We start from the raw sequence: 15,411 nt of genomic DNA, 5'->3' as shown, positions 1-15,411 counted from the left end.
GAAATGCGAGGCGGGCCGGCGCACAATCCACAACGACTATACGCCCGTCGCAGACGCTGTTCCATGACTCCTTCGCCCCCCACTGTCCAGCAGCCTATTTCCCTGAATCCGTCCGGTCCGGTGGCACCCGGCGCCCGCCCGCGTATCTGGGCCATGGGCATCAGCCGTCTCTCGCGGGCCTTTGCCGAACTGATTCCCGCCTATGCTGGCCGCGCGGAGTTCCGGATCGTCGGCCGGGCGTTCGAGGCAGCCGCCAGTGCAATCAACCGGGAGGCGCGCGAGAACCGCGTCGATGTGGTGGTGGCGGGCGGATCGAACGGCGCCTATCTGCGCCAGCACGTTGATGTGCCCGTGGTGCTGGTCAAGGTGACCGGCTTTGACGTGATGAGCGCACTGGCCACCGCGCGCCGGATCTCGCCCAAGGTGGCGCTGGTGACCCATGCGTCGACCTATGCCGAGGTCGATGAATTCGTGCGTGCCTTCTCGCTCGATATCCCGCGATATACCTATCTGACCGAAGACGATGCCACGGCACGCGTGCGCGCGCTCAAGGAGGAGGGTGTGCGCGTGGTGGTTGGCCCGGGCATGGTGACCGACCTGGCCGACAAGTACGGACTCGTCGGCGTATTCCTGTACTCGGGCAACGCGGTGCGGCTGGCGCTGGAAGACGCAATCGAGGCCGCGCGCCTGCGCCGTATCGAATCCACCCGGCGCGAGTACGTGAACACGATCCTGGCCCACCTGAATGAAGGGGTGGCGGCCGTCGACGGCGAGGGGCGCGTGCAGGCGTTCAATCCGGCGATGGAGCGTTTCCTGGGCGCGCCGGCCGGCGTCGCGGTGGGCCGCAAGCTGTCCACGCTGGCGCCGGGCCTGTCGCTCGACGGCGTGATGCAGAGCGGCACGCGCGAACTGGAGGCGATCCATCGGCTCGGCGACAAGATGGTGGTGGTCAACCGGATTCCGATTGTCGGGGAGACAGGTACCACGGGCGCGGTACTGACGATCCAGGATGCCAACGCAATTCATCGCGCCGACCGCAACCTGCGGTCCCGTTCGCGTGCCCGGGCCGCCGGCGTGCGGTACAGCCTGGAGGACCTGGCCGGCGACTCCCCGGCGATGAACGATTTGCGCGCGTTGGCGCGGCGTTATGCGCTGGTCGATTCAACGGTGCTGGTCAGCGGCGAGAGCGGCACCGGCAAGGAAGTGCTGGCGCAGGGTATGCACGATGCCAGCCCGCGGCGCGCGTTTCCGTTTGTCGCGGTCAACTGCGCGGCATTTCCCGAGACTCTGCTCGAATCTGAGCTGTTCGGCTACGAGGAAGGCGCATTCACCGGCGCGCGGCGTGGCGGCAAGGCGGGCCTGTTTGAGTCGGCCCATAACGGCACGCTATTTCTCGACGAGATTGGCGACATGCCCCCGGCACTGCAAACGCGCCTGCTGCGCGTGCTGCAGGAAAAACAGGTGCTGCCGATTGGCGCCATCGAAGCGGTGCCGGTCAATGTGCGCGTAATTGCCGCTACCCACCGGGACCTCTCCGCGCTGGTGCGCGAAGGATCGTTCCGCCAGGATCTCTACTACCGGCTCAATATCCTGCGCATCGAGATGCCGCCATTGCGCGACCGCGCGGCGGACCTGCCCGTGCTGGCTGAACTGCTGTACCGGCGCGCCCAGGAGCGGCTTGGCATTGCCGAGGCGCAAGCACTGCCCGCGATTGTCCGTGCCCGACTGGCGCGCTACGCGTGGCCGGGGAATATTCGCGAGCTGGAAAACGTGACCGAACGGATCGCCGTGCTCGTGGCCGGCGCCAACCTGACGCCGGCAGCCTTGCAGCGCGAGTTGCAGGCAGCGGTGCCAGAACTGTTCTCAGGCGACCAGGGGATTGCCATCGCGATGGCCGAGGGCGAACCCGCGCAGTCGCTGGCCGGGGTCTCCAAGGCAAGCCAGGCGGAGCATATCCGCCGTGTGCTGGCCGACTGCGGCGGAAATCGCGCGGCGGCGTGCGCGCAGTTGGGTATCAGTCCGACGACGCTGTGGCGGCGGTTGCGTGAGGGGTGATCCTGATCGCTGCCGGTCGGTGGTGAAATCATTATCGCCTCTATCAAGTTGGGGCGATGTTCGGGCAAGAGGCACACTGGCTGGTGGCAATTGGAGCGGCATCCTGCGCAAGTTCCTAGCATGTGCATCAATATTGTGTATATCGTAGAATATTTAAATATTGGATAACTAAAAATTAAATTCCTTTAATAATAAAAATGCTGTTTTCATGGGAATAAAAAAGGTAGCCTTCGGCGCTCGGGTTCTCTGGGTCAACCGATATGTCAGCTGCCACATCTACCAGTCCACCACTCCCCCCACTAAAGTTATTGCGCTTCGTTTTTCCGCTACGCAAAAAGGTGCAAGGTAACGACGCGGAGTCCGTTGAGATCACTGACGAACATGAATTTCATAAGCTCTTGACGAAGGAGCCGTCGGGTACCTTTGCGGTCAGCCGCAATGGCATGTGGCACGGAGGTATCCACATTTCCGAGGCCGGGGCCGGCCAGTGTCTGGACCTGGAGGGTGGGGTGCGTTGCATCGCTGATGGCGAGGTCGTCGCGTGGCGGCTGAATCGAAACTATCCGGTCAGCGAGTTGCCTGCCCAGGCTGATATGCCGTCCATCAAGGCTCCCTATAGCACTGGCTTTGCCCTGGTTCGCCACTCGATGGAGTTTCCCCGGGGTACCAAGCTGGTGTTCTTCAGCCTGTACATGCACCTGCAGGATTTTGCCGGGTATGACGGTGACAAGAAACTGCGTAGGCCCGCATACTGGTCGCCAGAGTTCAAGGTGACGGCCTTTGCCCGAGACAAGCCATATGCGAGGGCATCTGGTCAAGCTGCGCCACCTGAGCAGACGGGGCTGAGGGTCCGTGTTACGAAGCCAGACGGCGCGCCCTTGTGCATTTTGCCCCGAGGAGCACAATTCAGCATCAGTGAACGCGCGGGCGACTGGGGCAGGATCAAGGATGCGCATGGCGCGCAGCCTTATCCACCCAGGGCGGGAGGCTACGCTGCACCAGCAGATGCCCTAGGCGGGTGGGCCTTCCTGGGCAACACGAACGGCGGCCCAGCGGTTGACGAGGTCATGCCGGACACATTCTTCGACCGTGTGGTCATTCCTCCTGCGCCAATCAAGATCAAGGCAGGCGAACTGGTCGGACACCTAGGTCGCCATGATTCGCTCAACCAGTTGATCGCGAACCGGATGGTGCACATCGAGGTTTTTTCCGGGGACGACATCAAGGCCTTCCTCAAGCAGGGGCGTGCGTGGATCTCGGAGAACTCGCATCGGCCCGACGCTTGGGAGGCGCTGGGATTGCCTGGCGATCCAACGATCTTGCGCGTGGACAGAAGGACCAAGCTCTACAAGGCGGCCAATCACGAAGGGCAGGACGCTCCCCAGACAGACGTCATCTACGTGGCGGCACTAGCAGAACTCGCCAGGCGGAAGGAGAACTCCTACACCGAAACTGAAGCGGGCCCTGACCGTCGGCGGCGATGGTGGAAGGTCGAGAGTGCGAATGTATTGCGTCACCCCATCAGTGGTTGGGTGCGGGAGGAGAATTTTGCGGGCGGCAGGGTCACGCTCGAGTCTGCACAGGCTTGGATCGATTTCGACGTCTTCGAGGGGGCGCACGACCCGACCCACACAACGTTTGTCAATGCCAGGGCGCATGTCGACCACGGATTAGGGGCGGATGTGCCTGCGCCAAGCGCACTGGAAAAGCTCAATCCATTGATGGCCAAGGTCTATCGTGCCGTCTATCAGACCGGGGACGGTAGCCAGGCTGCCGACGAACTGCGCGTCGCCTGCGACGACCCGTGGCGGGCATTAAGCCTGTCACGACTCATCATCAAGCACGAGAGCGAATGGGCCAACCCTGCCAAGTGGAAACAGCTTGTCCGGGAAATCGAAAATCAGGCCGGGGCGAAAGCGCTGCACGAGGCCGAGCAGATGCGAATCGAGAAGCTGGTCTGGTGGGATGAGGTGAAGGCAGGCGTCCCGGATCTGCCGCTGCCGAATGTGTTTCATATTCATCCGGTGGGGTTCGTCGGGAATTTCTTCAACAAGTTTCGATTTACATCGGCGCAGTTGAAGAGGCTCTTTCCAAGAGCCAGGGACTCCCTGCTCGTTGAGATTGTTGATGAACTCAATGCGCATATCGATTTCTACAAGCTTGATACGCCATTGAGAAGAGCTCATTTCTTTGCGCAGGTCATGCAGGAGACAGGGTCGTCGATCGGCCTTGAAGAGGGGTTTGTATGGAGCGCGGAAAATCTCAAAAGAACTTTCTCATATTTTCGTCGCAATCCGGAGATGGCGGACGCGCACGGATATGCCAGTCAGCGCGGAGTAAAGGAAGACGGTGCTAGGATGGCCCAGACGGATTTTGAGGCAATCGCGAATGGTGCTTATTGCAACAGGAGGGATCTTGGAAATGGCGACTATAAGAGTGGAGATGGATGGAAATATCGCGGGCGCGGCTTGAAGCATTTGACTGGGCGCGCAAATTATCGAGCGTTCACAGCCTGGCATGTCGAAAATCAGGCGGAATGGCCAACTGAACTGCTTGATTTTGAACAGGCTCCAGATCTGCTGCTTTCTGCAAAGTATGCGGTTCGGTCTGCTGTATATTTTTGGCTGAGTGGGAGGTTGCCAGAAAAAGCTGATCGTGGATCGGATTCAAGTCATGTTGATGATATTACTGAAATTGTGAACTTTCATACAGATAGCAGGGCGGCTCGTGTCAGAAATTTCGAGTTTATATGGTCACAAGGAGTTTTGAATTGAAATGGTTTCATGGTCTCTCTCTTTTTTGTTTGGGTTTTTCTGCCGCGGCCCAACCATGCGGGGCGAACAATGATACTCTTTGCCGTCCAACTGAGGAGGTCTATTTTAGTTGTGCAACGAGTAGTGAAAGGATTATATCTTTGTGTGCATCGGGAAATATATCCCCAAATAACGGCCATGTTCAGTACCGATTTGGGGGGCTAGGCGATATCGAGCTTCAATATCCACGCGTGGCGGATGTGCCGTTTAACCGATTCTTTATTAGCGACATTCATGCGGGTGGCGTAAGTTTTACTCATGTAAGATTCAAATCTAATGGATATGATTATGTTATATATGACGGATTTCCGAGTGGTGTCTATGTTTTGAAAGATGGTCGCAACGTCGCGAATCATGTTTGCAGTTCGGGTGCAGCCACTTATCGCCTGAGTCCAAGGGCGTTCCGGGGGATAACAACCGTTCCGCCCGACGATGAGATCGATGGTTAAGGGGATGTGCGAGGCATTGAAGCGATTGCTGGCCGGTAGCGGAATCCAGCGATTCTAAGATTTGCAATTAACGGCCAAAATTTCACCACGCCAACAGACAGAAGCTTGCAAAACTCGTCAAGCATCATCTGCCAACCGCACTCCCGTGAACTGCCATCGCTGATGCGGATAGAAGAAGTTGCGATAGCTTGCGCGGATATGCGACTCGGACGTGACGCACGACCCGCCGCGCAGCACCATCTGGCTGCTCATGAACTTGCCGTTGTACTCGCCCACGGCACCAGCGTTCGGCCGGAAGCCGGGATAGGGGAGGAAGGCGCTGCCGGTCCATTCCCAGACGTCGCCGAACATCTGTCGCAAGGCTCCGGCCGTGTTCTGGCGATCGGGCAGGGGGCGTAGCACGCGATCTTCGACAAAATTTCCCGTGGCCGCCAGGTTGCGTGCCGCATGTTCCCATTCGGCCTCGGTGGGCAGGCGGCGCTCGGCCCAGCGAGCGAACGCGTCGGCTTCGAAGAAGCTCACATGCGTCACCGGGCTTTCCGGATCGACAGGCTGCATGCCGCGCAGCGTCATCTGCCACCATGTGCCGTCGTGGTCTTCCCAGTAGAGCGGTGCCTCGATGGCGTTGTCGCAGACCCAGCGCCAGCCGTCCGATAACCAAAGCCCGGCAGTCTGGTAGCCGCCGTCCTCGATGAACTCGAACCACTGCCGGTTGCTGACCGGGTGCGAACACAACGCGTAGGGCTGCAACAGGACTTGATGGCGCGGGCTTTCGCAATCGAACGCGAAGCCGTCGCCGCCGTGCCCGATGCTCACCACGCCCCCCGGGATCGAGATCCATTCAGGCTCGGGGCGAGGGTCCGTGATGACCGGCGATGCCAGCGTCGGGGCATAGGCCGGACGCAGCGGATTCTGCGCGAACAGGTGCAGGATGTCGGTGAGCAAAAGCTCCTGGTGCTGCTGCTCGTGATTTAGTCCAAGCGTGATCAGGGCGGCTTCGGTGTCGGTCTGTGCGCGCATCAGCAGCGACTCCATCGCTTCGTCGACGGCCTCGCGATAGGCCAGCACCTCGTCGAGCGTCGGGCGCGTCAGCAGTCCACGGCGCGGGCGAGGGTGGCGGGCGCCAACCGCTTCATAGTACGAGTTGAACAGATAGCGATACTGCGGATCGACCGGCTCATAGTCAGGCAGCCGCGCGGCGAGTACGAATTCCTCGAAGAACCACGCGGTATGTGCAAGGTGCCATTTCGCCGGACTTGCATCGTCCATTGACTGCACTGTGGCGTCAGCATCTGACAGATCTGCCACCAGTGCTTCCGTGGCATTGCGCACATGGCGGTAGCGGCTGAGAAGGGCGGGTTCCTGCGGGGGATGACTGGCGGCGGCAGGCAGCAAGGCTGAAGGCATGCAGGCTCCTGGAAGGCGCGGCAAATGTCGAACCATCATAGACCCATACGCACGCCGGGGCGAGCCGCCCGGCCGGGGGGATCATGCCGCCACTCCCGATACCCCATAGCGCAAATAAAAAAACAGGTGCCCCGGGAGAGGCACCTGTCGCAGCGAAGACGGCGCCGAGGGGGCGGCGCCGGTACTACACGGAGACGAAGATAAGGTTCAGGCGCAGGCTCAGGCTCAGGCGGCAGCGCGCACGGCGTCGTTGAGTGCCGCGATCTGCGTACGCGCGGTGCTCAGGCCCGCTTCGCGTGCGTCGGGGCCCATCGCCAGGCCGTGGGCGCGGACGATGCTGATATCGGTGATGCCCAGGAAGCGCAGCACCGTATCGATGGTGATCTCATGCAGGTCCAGCGCGTTGGAATCCTGACGCACACCGCCTCGCGACGACACGACGATGGTGCGCTTGCCTGTGGCCAGGCCTTCCGGGCCATTGGCGGTGTAGCGGAACGTGCGGCCGGCCTGGGCGATGCGATCGATCCACGCCTTGAGCTGGCTCGGGATGCCGAAGTTGTACTGCGGCACGCCGATAACCAGCACGTCCGCGGCCATGAATTCGGCAAGGAACGCTTCGGTGCGATCGAGTTCGGCTTGCTGCACGGCGTTCAGGCCGTCCTTCGGGCCGCCCAGCACGGGCAGCAGGTGGTTGCCCAGGTGGGCGGGCGCTTCGCGGTCCAGGTCACGCACGGTGACCTTGGCACCCGGGTTCTTTGCAACGAGGTCGGCCACGATGCTGGCGGTCAGGGTGCGCGATACGGAGTTGTCGCCCAGTACGCTCGAATCGATCTGCAGGATGTTCATGTCTGGCTCCACTAAGGTTCGGTTGGGATGGCTGAAAGATAGTGGGTCCCCATTGGTGCCGGTAGTGAGGCAAAATGCAAATGATTGTTCTGCCGACGCAACGACGCATGTCCAGACGCCGTTGCATGTATTGAAGGAGCCCGGCCATGCAGGATCTCAACGATTTGTCGCTGTTTGCCCAGGTGGTACAGCACGGCAGCTTTTCAGCGGCGAGCCGGGCCATCGGTGTGCCGAAATCGCGGCTTTCACGTCGGATCGCGCAGCTTGAAAGGGATCTGGGCGTGCAATTGCTGCGCCGGACCACTCGACAAGTGCGTGTAACACCACTCGGCGAGGCGTACTACGAGCGTTGCCGCGAGATGCTCGACGCAGCGGAAGCCGCCCGGGAAGTGATTGAACATGCGCGCGAACAACCGGGCGGTTCTCTCAGGGTGAGCTGCCCGGTGGGCATTGCGCAGGTGTTGCTGGCCCCGTCGATCGGCCATTTCATGCGCGCGAATCCGGGCATCCAGCTTGAGATCGAGGCCACCAACCGCCGTGTGGATGTGATCGCCGAGGGCTTTGACCTGGCGCTGCGCGTGCGCAATGTGCTTGAGGACTCCAGCCTTGCGGTGCGCACGTTCGGCAAGAGCGAGTTGCGGCTGGTGGCCAGTCCTGCATTGCTCGACAGTATCGGCCGGCCACGCACGCCCCAGGCGCTGGAGGGCATGCCCGGCGTGGACCAGAAGCCGCACGACGGCAAGTACGTCTGGACACTGTTCTGCAAGACCGGTGAGCAGGTGCAGGTTGGCTATGACCCGAAACTGGTGACTGATGAATTTGCGCTGCTGCGCGAGGCGGCAATCGCCGGCATTGGCGTGGCGCTGCTGCCAAGCATGTACTGCCGCGACGCCGTGGAACGCGGCGATCTGGAAGTGGTGTTGCCGCAGTGGGACCTGCCGATGGGGGTGCTCCACGCAGTATTTCCGTCGCGTCAGGGCGTGACGCCGGCCCTGCGGCGTCTGCTGGACTATCTGGCCGACGTGCTGCCCGAATGCGCGCGCAAGATCGGCATGGTGCCGACCACCAGCCTGGGCATGCATGTGGCGCCACCGACCGAACCCGCTGCACGTGCCGATAGCAGCGCGATGCAGCCGGACCAGCCGTGAAGTAGCCGTGAAATAGCCGTGAAACTGCCAAGGCGCCGTGCCGCAGCGCCTTTACCTTCACGCCGGCACGATCTAAGGTAAGTTGTGCAGGTCACATGCGCATGGTGCGGCGCGCCGTGCGCGGCTGCCATCCAACTCCAGGGAGCCGTCGAGATGATGAGTCGCACGCAGGGATCGCAGGACTTCGGCAAGGCCTTACTCCGCATCGTGCTGGGCGCACTGATCCTGGTGCACGGCATCTCCAAGATCATCGCCGGTCCGGGATTCGTGGTGCAGGTCGTCACGCAGGCGGGCTTGCCGGCACAGACGGCCTATCTGGTCTATGTGGGCGAGGTGGTGGCACCCATCCTGCTGATCATCGGCCTGTGGACGCGGGCGGCAGCGCTGATCATTGCCATCAACATGGTCTTTGCGCTATCGCTGGTCCACTTGAAGCAGCTTACCGAGATGGCATCCACCGGTGGCTGGGCGCTGGAACTGCAGGGGATGTACCTGGCTGGCGCGCTGGCGGTTGCGCTGCTCGGCGCGGGCCGGTTGAGCATGGGCGGCATCGACGGCAAATGGAACTGAGACACTGACGGAGGGAGCCGCAATGCAGGGCCTTCTCAGACAGGCTGGGCGCGCGCTGGCGGGGCCAGCGCCGGCGATTCTGGCTACGGCCACCGTGGCGACCATGGTGGCCATGCTGGCGGGCTGTGCCACGGGGCCGGACATCCGCGCTGATTACAACCATGCCAATGATTTCTCGAAGTACCGCACGTTCGGGTTCGTCGCCCGGCCCGGCACGGACCGCGAAGGCTACGAGAGTCTGACCACGCAGTACCTGAAGACCGCCATCCAGCGCGAGATGACGGCGCGCGGCTACCGGTATTCGGCGCACCTGCCTGACCTGCTGGTCAATTTCAATGCGCAGCTGCGCCAGAAGGTGGTCAGCGAACCGCCACCGATGCCGCCGCCGGGCTACCTCGGCTACTACGCCTATCGCGGCGGACTCTATGCGCCATGGCCGGGCTACGGCTTCTATAGCGATACCTATACGTACACGGAAGGCACGCTCAATATCGACCTCGTCGATGCGCAGCGGAACCAGCTTGTCTGGGAAGGCGTGGCGCAGGGCGACGCCAGCCAGTCCGATCCGCAGGCCAATCAGCAGGCCATCGACAAGGTCGTCAACCAGATCTTTCTGAAGTACCCATTCCGCGCGCCGCAGTGACCGTTGCCGGCAAATCTTCAGATTTGCCGTGCGTTTTGCGACATCAGGTCACAAATTCGGACATGGGACACCGGCCAGACCCGCTACAATCGCTGCCCGTAGTTTTGAACGTGTCATATTCATCATGGGTCTGGGCTGGTTCGGATTGTCGACCTTCTGGCTGTTGCCACTTGTCTGGCGAACAGTGGGGCGTTTGCTGGCTGGCGAGCGGCGGCTGTTTGGCCGTGGCTCGCTGCGCGTATTGCTCGGTACGGTGTTTGTACTGGGGGCCAGCGCCACGCTTGAATCGCTGACTGGCGGCGAGGGTGCGACCGCGGGCGGCGCCGTAGGGCACGCCATGGCGGGCATGGCCAGCGGCATGCTCGGGTGGACCGGCGCGCTGCTGATGATGCTCGCGGTGCTGGGCATGGCGGCGCCGATGGTATTCGGCGAGACCTGGCGCAGCCTTTTCATGCTGCGCAAGCCGCGCGCCGAGGGCGATGGCGATCATGCCGATGCAAGGGCGCCGTCGCGTGCCAATGCCCGCGCCAATACACGTACCAATACACGTGCCGAGGCCCGCGTAGACCCGCGCCCGGACTCCCGCCCCAATTTACGCGCCGATTCACGCGCCGATACCCGCGCCGATACCGCCGCCCCGCAGGTTGCGCCGCGCGATTCGATCGATCGCTGGGAGACCACGTCCCTGCCGGGCCAGTCCGCCGCGGGCTGGCAGGGCGGCGCGCCGCGCCACAAGGGTATCGAAGCGGTTTCGGCTCGCCGCCAGCCAGCCTGGCAGCCGCCGCCCCGTACGCGCCAGTCGCCGCCGCAGCCCGGCGAGATCTGGCTGCATCACGCCGATGCGCCAGGTGCCGTCAAGCCGGCTCCGGTAACAACCGCTGCCGAGACGGGTGCGCCGAAGACGCCGGCAGCCGCTGCGCCGCGCGCTATCACCCCGTCCGTGCCGCCCGCGCCGACGCGCCCCGCACCGGCCTCATCTGCGCAGGCCCGGGTGGAGACGCCGTCCGCACCGAAACCAGCCGTGGCGCGCGCGACGGTGGTCAGCAGCCCGTTCCGCAATCCGCAGCTTGGCGCGCGCTCGGCGATCACGACGCTGCCCGAGGCCAAATCGGCGTCGGTGGCGGCGCCTGTGGTGACGCCGGTGGTGGGGCAGGGCGCCCCGGCAACGGCCGTTGCAGCTGTTGCAATCGCAGACGAAATCACGACCATCGATGCCCCGGTCCCGGCGCCAGCAGAGGACGCGGTACCGGGCAGCACATCGGGCGAGTCTGCCGAAACGGCGGTCACGATGGACGCGATTCGGGAGGAAGCCGAGTCCTTGCTGGCCGAACTGCGTGCCCTGGCGGGCAGGCCAGTGGAAGTGGCGCCCATGGCGGAGCCTGTCGCGCCTGTGATTAAAGCCGAGGCCGCCGAGCCGGTGGAACCCGCTGAGCCGGTAGAACTGGTAGAGCCGATCGAGCCGGATGTAGAGGATTCTCTGGAGGCGCAGTCGGAGCCGGTGACCGAGGTTATCGATGCACCGCAAGCCGTGTCTGACTCCGCCGACGAAGCCATTCAGCAGGCTGTGGCGGCGTCGATGGCTGACGAAGTCCCCTTCGACGAGATCGAGCCCGTGGCCGAGGCCCGAAGTGAAGGTCGGGGCGAAAGCAAGGTGGATGAGCCGGTTGCAGAGCCGATTGAAGAGCCGGTTGCAGAGCAAGCCGAAGCACAGCAAGAGGACCAAGCCGAAGACCAAGCCGAAGACCAAGCCGAGGAACAGGCCGCAGTCGTCGACGCCAATGTCTTCGTCCAGCCCACGCCAAAGCCACGCATCGTGCTGCAGGCCGTGGTTGGCAAGACCGTGGCGCTGGGCGCGCAGGGTTCGCTGGCGACTGTAGCGGCTCCCGTCGCCGCGGCAATTCCGGCCGCTCCGCCCGCGCCGCCGGCTCCGCCCCGCATCGTCGACTATCGCCTGCCGGGCGGCGGCCTGCTGGAAGCGGCCGACGAGAACGCCGAGCAGGTTTCGGAGGAACGGCTGCAGCAGACCGGTGAACTGATCGCGCAGCGCCTGGCCGAGTTCAAGGTGCCGGTGTCGGTGGTTGGTGCCAGCGCCGGTCCGGTCATTACGCGGTTCGAAGTCGATCCGGCGATGGGCGTGCGTGGCGCGCAGGTGGTGGGCCTGATGAAAGATCTGGCCCGCGCGCTTGGCGTGACCTCGATCCGCGTGGTGGAGACGATTCCGGGCAAGACCTGCATGGGTCTGGAATTGCCGAACCCGAAGCGGCAGATGATCCGCCTGTCGGAAATCGTCAACGGCAGCGCGTTCCAGTCGCATGCGTCGAAGCTCGTACTCGCGATGGGCAAGGACATTACCGGCAACCCGGTGGTGACCGATCTGGCGCGCGCCCCGCACCTGCTGGTGGCCGGCACGACCGGCTCGGGCAAGTCGGTGGCCGTCAACGCCATGATCCTGTCGATGCTGTACAAGGCGACACCTGAAGACGTGCGCCTGATCATGATCGACCCGAAGATGCTGGAGCTTTCGGTCTACGAAGGCATTCCGCACCTGCTGGCGCCGGTGGTGACCGATATGAAGCAGGCCGCGCACGCGCTGAACTGGTGCGTTGGTGAGATGGAAAAGCGCTACCGGCTGATGTCGGCGCTTGGCGTGCGCAACCTGGCGGGCTACAACCAGAAGATTCGCGCGGCGGAAGCCGCCGAGCAGAAGGTGCCCAATCCGTTCTCGCTTACGCCCGATGCACCGGAGCCGTTGTCCACGTTGCCGCTGATCGTGGTGGTGATCGACGAACTGGCCGACCTGATGATGGTTGCCGGCAAGAAGATCGAAGAACTGATCGCGCGGCTGGCGCAGAAGGCGCGCGCGGCCGGCATCCACCTGATCCTGGCCACGCAGCGCCCGTCGGTGGACGTGATTACGGGCCTGATCAAGGCCAATATCCCGACGCGCGTGGCGTTCCAGGTGTCGTCGAAAATTGATTCGCGAACGATCCTTGACCAGATGGGCGCCGAAAGCCTGCTGGGGCAGGGCGACATGCTGTTCCTGCCGCCGGGCACCGGCTATCCGCAGCGCGTGCACGGCGCATTCGTGGCCGACGAGGAAGTGCACCGCGTGGTGGAGCACTGGAAGCAGTTCGGCGAACCCGACTACGACGAAGCCATCCTGGCAGGAGATGCGCCCGAAGGCGGCGGCGCCGATCTGTTTGGCGATGGCGGCGACGGCGAGGCAGACCCGCTCTATGACGAGGCCGCCCAGTTCGTGCTGACGTCGCGCCGGGCGTCGATCTCGGCCGTGCAGCGGCAGTTGCGCATCGGCTACAACCGCGCCGCGCGCCTGATCGAGCAGATGGAAGTGGCAGGGCTGGTGTCGGCGATGGGCCGCAACGGCACGCGCGAAGTGGTTGCGCCCGGGCCGGCGGATTGAGGAGCGGAACATGACGGCGACCTCTGGCAACCTTCTGCATGACGTACCGGTTCACGCGTCCGACGAGGTCTTTACCGATCTGCTGCAATGGCAGGCGGCGGGCCGGGTGCGTATCGAACGCATCGTCTCGAACAGCCAGGCCAGCCCGCCCGGCTTCTGGTACGACAGCCCCGATGACGAATGGGTGCTCGTGGTCACCGGCAGCGCCGCCGTGGAAATCGACGATGGCACTGTGCACACGCTGGGTGCGGGACAGTGGCTCCACCTGACGGCCCACTGCCGGCATCGCGTGGCATGGACCGACGCGGCTCAGCCCACGATCTGGCTGGCCGTTCACGTGACGCCCGTGTCCGCGCCTTCGCCTTCACCATCGCCTTCACCTTCACCATCGCCCTGATACGCTGAACCGCCGGATGCCCTTATGATGTCGGGACGTTCCCGAGCAGAGGTTCCGGCTTGCCCATCCCACCCAGGCAGTTCCGCCTCGTTGCCCTGCTGGCATTCCTGCTGGCCATGGTCTTTGGCCCGTGGGCTCATGCTGGCGCCGACACCCTGCGCATTGGCTCCAAGCGCTTCACCGAGTCCTACATCCTTGGCCAGGTCTTGACGCAGGCCGCCGCGCCATACGCAACGGTGCAATACCTGCCCGGCCTGGGCAACACGGCGATCGTCTTCGCGGCGCTGAAGGCCGGCAATATCGATCTCTATCCCGACTACACCGGCACGCTCGCCAGCGAAGTTCTCAAGCTACAGGGTCCTGCCACGCTGGAGCGGATCAACGCGGCGCTGGCGCCGATGGGCCTTGGGGCGGACATCATGCTCGGCTTCGAGAATACCTATGCGATCGCGGTTTCGGAGGCGCGCGCGGGCAGCCTGCGGACGCTCGGCGACCTCGCGCAGCAGCCGGCCTTGCGGCTTGGGCTGTCCCATGAGTTCCTGGGGCGCGCGGATGGCTGGCCGGCGCTCAAGCGCGCGTACCGGCTGCCGCAACAGCCGGTCGGGATTGATCATGGCATCTCCTATGAGGCGCTGGCGCACGGACAGATCGACGCGACCGATATCTATTCGACCGACGCGAAAATCCGCCGCTACCATCTGCGCGTGCTGGAGGACAGCCTGCATGTATTTCCGCGTTATGAGGCGGTAGTCGTCTACCGGCTCGATGTGCCGCGCCGCCATCCAGAGGCATGGCAGGCGCTGCAGCATCTGGCGGGCCGCATCGGCGCGCAGGACATGATCGACATGAACGCCGCCGCCGAAATCGACGGTCAGTCGTTTGAAGCCGTGGCCAGGAGGTTCCTGGCGGGGCATTCCGCCACGCCTGCGAGCGATGCCGCCGCTACCGGTGCCCGGCGCGGCCTGGCTGGCGTGCTGCTTAGCGACGAGACCGGGCGGCTGACCGCCCGGCATCTGGCGCTGGTTGGCGGCGCGGTGGGGGCGGCCACGCTGGTTGGCGTGCCGCTTGGCGTGGTTGCCGCGCGCCGGCGCCGGTTTGGTCAGATACTGCTGGCCGTGGTTGGCATGCTGCAAACCATCCCATCGCTGGCGCTGCTGGCCATGCTGATCCCGCTGCTTGGCCGTATCGGCATCTGGCCGGCGCTGGTCGCACTGTTCCTGTACGCGCTGCTGCCGATCGTGCGCAACGCATGCATCGGCCTGCAGGAGGTGCCGGCCGGCATGCGCGATGCCGCGCGGGCGCTGGGCATGCGGCCGCTGCAGGTGCTCCGGTACGTGGAACTGCCGCTGGCCATGCCCGTGGCGCTGGCTGGTGTCAAGACCGCCGCCATCATCAGCGTGGGCACGGCCACGATTGCCGCGTTCGTCGGGGCCGGCGGCTATGGCGAGCGGATTGTGACGGGGCTGGCGCTGAACGATGCGACCCAGCTTCTGGGCGGGGCGATCCCGGCCGCGCTGCTGGCGCTGGTGGTGCAGGGCGGGTTCGGGCTGGTCGAGCATCTGGGGAATCGAAAGCGCGCACGCTGAGCGAAATTTGAGTAACAATGCGGTGTCCCCCAAAGAGCACAACCAACGGTACTGCGCATGCGTGGATTCGGAAACG

Annotated in this window: 10 protein-coding genes; 8 read left to right on the top strand and 2 right to left on the bottom strand. The window is 63.7% G+C overall.

Translation table 11 applies throughout. The features are described from left to right. The first annotated feature begins 63 nt into the window (after window positions 1-63). Together prpR and B552_RS27045 are read left to right on the top strand one after the other, a co-directional pair. Entirely contained in the window at window positions 64-2,055 is a 1,992-nt protein-coding gene (gene prpR / locus B552_RS0102380) for a propionate catabolism operon regulatory protein PrpR (protein ID WP_083860206.1), read from the top strand. 338 nt (window positions 2,056-2,393) lie between these two features. Next, complete coding sequence (locus B552_RS27045; protein ID WP_019447394.1) at window positions 2,394-4,829, top strand: hypothetical protein; 2,436 nt, start codon at window positions 2,394-2,396, stop codon at window positions 4,827-4,829. Between the two features lie 605 nt (window positions 4,830-5,434). On the opposite strand, the gene egtB is transcribed toward B552_RS27045, so the two are convergent. Next, a complete protein-coding gene (gene egtB / locus B552_RS0102365) occupies window positions 5,435-6,724 on the bottom strand; it encodes an ergothioneine biosynthesis protein EgtB (RefSeq protein WP_019447392.1) in 1,290 nt (429 codons plus the stop codon). A gap of 225 nt (window positions 6,725-6,949) precedes the next feature. Beyond that, window positions 6,950-7,570, bottom strand: a complete 621-nt coding sequence (locus B552_RS0102360) for an NAD(P)H-dependent oxidoreductase (RefSeq protein ID WP_019447391.1) — start codon at window positions 7,568-7,570, stop codon at window positions 6,950-6,952. 146 nt (window positions 7,571-7,716) lie between these two features. Between B552_RS0102360 and B552_RS0102355 the strand changes: the two genes are divergently transcribed. The 6 genes from B552_RS0102355 to B552_RS0102330 all read left to right on the top strand — a co-directional run bounded on the left by B552_RS0102355 (window position 7,717) and on the right by B552_RS0102330 (window position 15,335). Then, the gene (locus B552_RS0102355; RefSeq protein WP_019447390.1) at window positions 7,717-8,718 is read left to right on the top strand and encodes a LysR substrate-binding domain-containing protein; all 1,002 of its coding nucleotides are present in this window, start codon (window positions 7,717-7,719) and stop codon (window positions 8,716-8,718) included. 156 nt (window positions 8,719-8,874) lie between these two features. Next, a complete protein-coding gene (locus tag B552_RS0102350; protein ID WP_026035241.1) occupies window positions 8,875-9,288 on the top strand; it encodes a DoxX family protein in 414 nt (137 codons plus the stop codon). 103 nt (window positions 9,289-9,391) lie between these two features. Then, the gene (locus tag B552_RS0102345; RefSeq protein ID WP_051003516.1) at window positions 9,392-9,931 is read left to right on the top strand and encodes a DUF4136 domain-containing protein; all 540 of its coding nucleotides are present in this window, start codon (window positions 9,392-9,394) and stop codon (window positions 9,929-9,931) included. Window positions 9,932-10,055: 124 nt separating this feature from the next. Further along, window positions 10,056-13,352: a DNA translocase FtsK gene (locus tag B552_RS0102340; protein WP_026035239.1), complete on the top strand. Its 3,297-nt coding sequence runs from the start codon at window positions 10,056-10,058 to the stop codon at window positions 13,350-13,352. A gap of 10 nt (window positions 13,353-13,362) precedes the next feature. Further along, window positions 13,363-13,749: a cupin domain-containing protein gene (locus tag B552_RS0102335; protein WP_019447386.1), complete on the top strand. Its 387-nt coding sequence runs from the start codon at window positions 13,363-13,365 to the stop codon at window positions 13,747-13,749. A 116-nt stretch (window positions 13,750-13,865) separates the two neighbouring features. Beyond that, complete coding sequence (locus B552_RS0102330) at window positions 13,866-15,335, top strand: glycine betaine ABC transporter substrate-binding protein (protein ID WP_026035238.1); 1,470 nt, start codon at window positions 13,866-13,868, stop codon at window positions 15,333-15,335. Window positions 15,336-15,411 lie beyond the last annotated feature (76 nt).

The organism is Cupriavidus sp. BIS7 (assembly GCF_000292345.1).
Taxonomy (GTDB): Bacteria; Pseudomonadota; Gammaproteobacteria; order Burkholderiales; family Burkholderiaceae; genus Cupriavidus.
Note: the sequence above shows the minus strand (reverse complement) of the source record. Positions and strands in the feature narration are given on the sequence as shown.

What these genes read in the sequence shown, in the direction of transcription:
- prpR (WP_083860206.1), top strand. Translation starts at nt 64, where the DNA reads ATGACTCCTTCGCCCCCCACTGTCCAGCAGCCTATTTCCCTGAATCCG.
- egtB (WP_019447392.1), bottom strand. Translation starts at nt 6,724, where the DNA reads ATGCCTTCAGCCTTGCTGCCTGCCGCCGCCAGTCATCCCCCGCAGGAA.
- B552_RS0102360 (WP_019447391.1), bottom strand. Translation starts at nt 7,570, where the DNA reads ATGAACATCCTGCAGATCGATTCGAGCGTACTGGGCGACAACTCCGTA.
- B552_RS0102355 (WP_019447390.1), top strand. Translation starts at nt 7,717, where the DNA reads ATGCAGGATCTCAACGATTTGTCGCTGTTTGCCCAGGTGGTACAGCAC.
- B552_RS0102350 (WP_026035241.1), top strand. Translation starts at nt 8,875, where the DNA reads ATGAGTCGCACGCAGGGATCGCAGGACTTCGGCAAGGCCTTACTCCGC.
- B552_RS0102345 (WP_051003516.1), top strand. Translation starts at nt 9,392, where the DNA reads ATGGTGGCCATGCTGGCGGGCTGTGCCACGGGGCCGGACATCCGCGCT.
- B552_RS0102340 (WP_026035239.1), top strand. Translation starts at nt 10,056, where the DNA reads ATGGGTCTGGGCTGGTTCGGATTGTCGACCTTCTGGCTGTTGCCACTT.
- B552_RS0102335 (WP_019447386.1), top strand. Translation starts at nt 13,363, where the DNA reads ATGACGGCGACCTCTGGCAACCTTCTGCATGACGTACCGGTTCACGCG.
- B552_RS0102330 (WP_026035238.1), top strand. Translation starts at nt 13,866, where the DNA reads ATGGTCTTTGGCCCGTGGGCTCATGCTGGCGCCGACACCCTGCGCATT.